General features: G+C 75.4%; 2 protein-coding genes. Both read left to right on the forward strand.

Annotated elements, in window-relative coordinates; genetic code table 11:
- The first annotated feature begins 166 nt into the window (after positions 1 to 166).
- On the forward strand, positions 167 to 670 hold the full coding sequence (locus tag ABD419_RS24915; RefSeq protein ID WP_344492873.1) for a hypothetical protein: 504 nt from the start codon (positions 167 to 169) through the stop codon (positions 668 to 670).
- Positions 671 to 1068: 398 nt separating this feature from the next.
- Entirely contained in the window at positions 1069 to 1743 is a 675-nt protein-coding gene (locus ABD419_RS24920; protein ID WP_344492876.1) for a hypothetical protein, read from the forward strand.
- Positions 1744 to 1871: the final 128 nt, after the last annotated feature.

Consider the following 1871-nt stretch of genomic DNA (forward strand, 5'->3'; position numbering starts at 1 on the left):
CGGCGTCGCGGTCGGCGCGGGCCAGGCGGCCGACGCCCGCAGGAAGAGCGAGCGGTCCGACGAGGACGAGGAGGCGGAGGAGCAGGACGACCTGCTGTTCCGCGAGACCGGCAACGTCTGGGGCTACGTGCGCCCCGGCGACGACCCGTACAGCTAGGAGGATGCGATGGCGGAGCGGGTGTTCGATCCCGAAGCGGTCGAGGAGTACCGCGTGTTCCTGCTCGGGCTGCTCGACCAGCTCGAGGGGCAGGTGGTCCCGGTACTCGCCGCGGGGACCCTGAGCCGGGCCCCGGCGTTCGGCACCGCGCCCGGCGCGGCCGACAACGCGGCCGGGCAGTACCAGGAGTTCCACGAAGCGACCTGGCGGCACCTCCAGTACCTGCGGGGCGCGCTGCACGGCATGGAGTCGGCGCTCGCCGAGATCGCGGGCGGCGGGACCGACGCCGACGACGAGGCGTCGCTCGCGTTCGCCGCGACCGACACGGGCGGCACAGGGAGCACGGGCGGATCTGCTGACGGCACCGGGACGGCCTTCGTGGACGCCTCGGGCACCGCACCGGCCGACGGCCCCGGCCTCTCCACCGACGCCTGGACGGCGGCCTTCGACGCGGACGCATCCGGGCCGCCCGCCGCGACGATCAGCGCCGACGAAGTGGTCGTGACCGAATGAGGCCCACCGGATCGCGACCGACCAGGCCCGGGGCACCGCGGCCCGAGCGGGTTCGGGCATGAGCGCAGCTCGCGACCCCCGCTACCATCCCGAACCCCCACCCACTCCAGAGGGGACCGAAATCGTCGCCGCACCCGATCCTGGCAGAGGGGTCCGACAGGATCGACGCCGAAAACGGCTGGGATGAACCGAAAGTCATCCGAACGAGTGCGGTGATATGAGCGCCGGTCCGATCCAAAGCTCGGACCGGCGCTTCCTCGCGCCCCGGGTGTCCCCGCCCCGCCGCCCCGCCTCGGACGGCCGGTCGTCGCCCGCTCCCGGGGATGACCGATCGGTGACCGATCGGTGGCGGGGGCCGCGACGGTGTGGGGCGTCAGCGCCACGAGGAGGTACACCCGATGAACCGGATCGAGATCCCCGACGACTACGAGGACCGCCTGGAGGCCGCGCGCCGGGACGCGAAGCGGCTCCCCGCCGGACCGGTGCGGGACGCCGTGGAGCGCGCGCTGGCCGCCGCCCCGGACCGGGAGCGGTACGCGCGGGCGGCCGACCTCGCCGAGCGGGCGCAGGCGCTTACCGAGGAGCTCGCGACGCGCGCGTTCGACGGCACCGACCCCGGCCGGGTCGCCTGGGTCCGGCTCGACCACCTCGGGCGCCTGGTCTCGCTCGCGCTGAGCCCCACCGTCGACCGGCTCAGCAACCGCGCGGCCGCCGACGCCGTGCAGGCCGCGTGGACCGGCGCCGAGAAGTCCCGGTCCGAGCACGTGCTCAACCTCGAACGCGCCCACCCGGACCTCCTCGCCGGCCGCGTCCCCGACCGCAAGGGCGACGAGCTGCGCGACCGCATCGCCGCCCGCGCCGGGGACCGCTTCGCGCACACCGCCGACGACGACCTGTGCTCCGCCGAGGTCGACGTCGAGGGCCGCCTCACCGCCTTCAAGTTCCTGGTCCCGAACGCGACCCTCGACACCGAGTGCGAGGAGCTGTCCGCCCGCGCCGCCGCCGCCGTCCAGGCGGCCCAGGCCGACGCGCACGACGCCCTCGCCGCCCTCCTCGCGCCGCCCGCGCGCTGATCCACTGCGCCGAAGCGGCCCGGTCCCCCTGCCGGGACCGGGCCTGCGCCGACGGCTACTCGTACCGGTCGTCGGCGGCCTTCGCGATGCCCCAGACGTCCTCGTCGGGGTCCTCGGTCAGGAACGAC

Origin of the sequence: Glycomyces endophyticus (assembly GCF_039531525.1) — a bacterium.
GTDB lineage: Bacteria > Actinomycetota > Actinomycetes > Mycobacteriales > Micromonosporaceae > Glycomyces > Glycomyces endophyticus.

Bases quoted from the DNA above. Each gene is read 5' to 3' on its own strand.
- ABD419_RS24915 (WP_344492873.1), top strand. From the start codon at position 167: ATGGCGGAGCGGGTGTTCGATCCCGAAGCGGTCGAGGAGTACCGCGTG.
- ABD419_RS24920 (WP_344492876.1), top strand. From the start codon at position 1,069: ATGAACCGGATCGAGATCCCCGACGACTACGAGGACCGCCTGGAGGCC.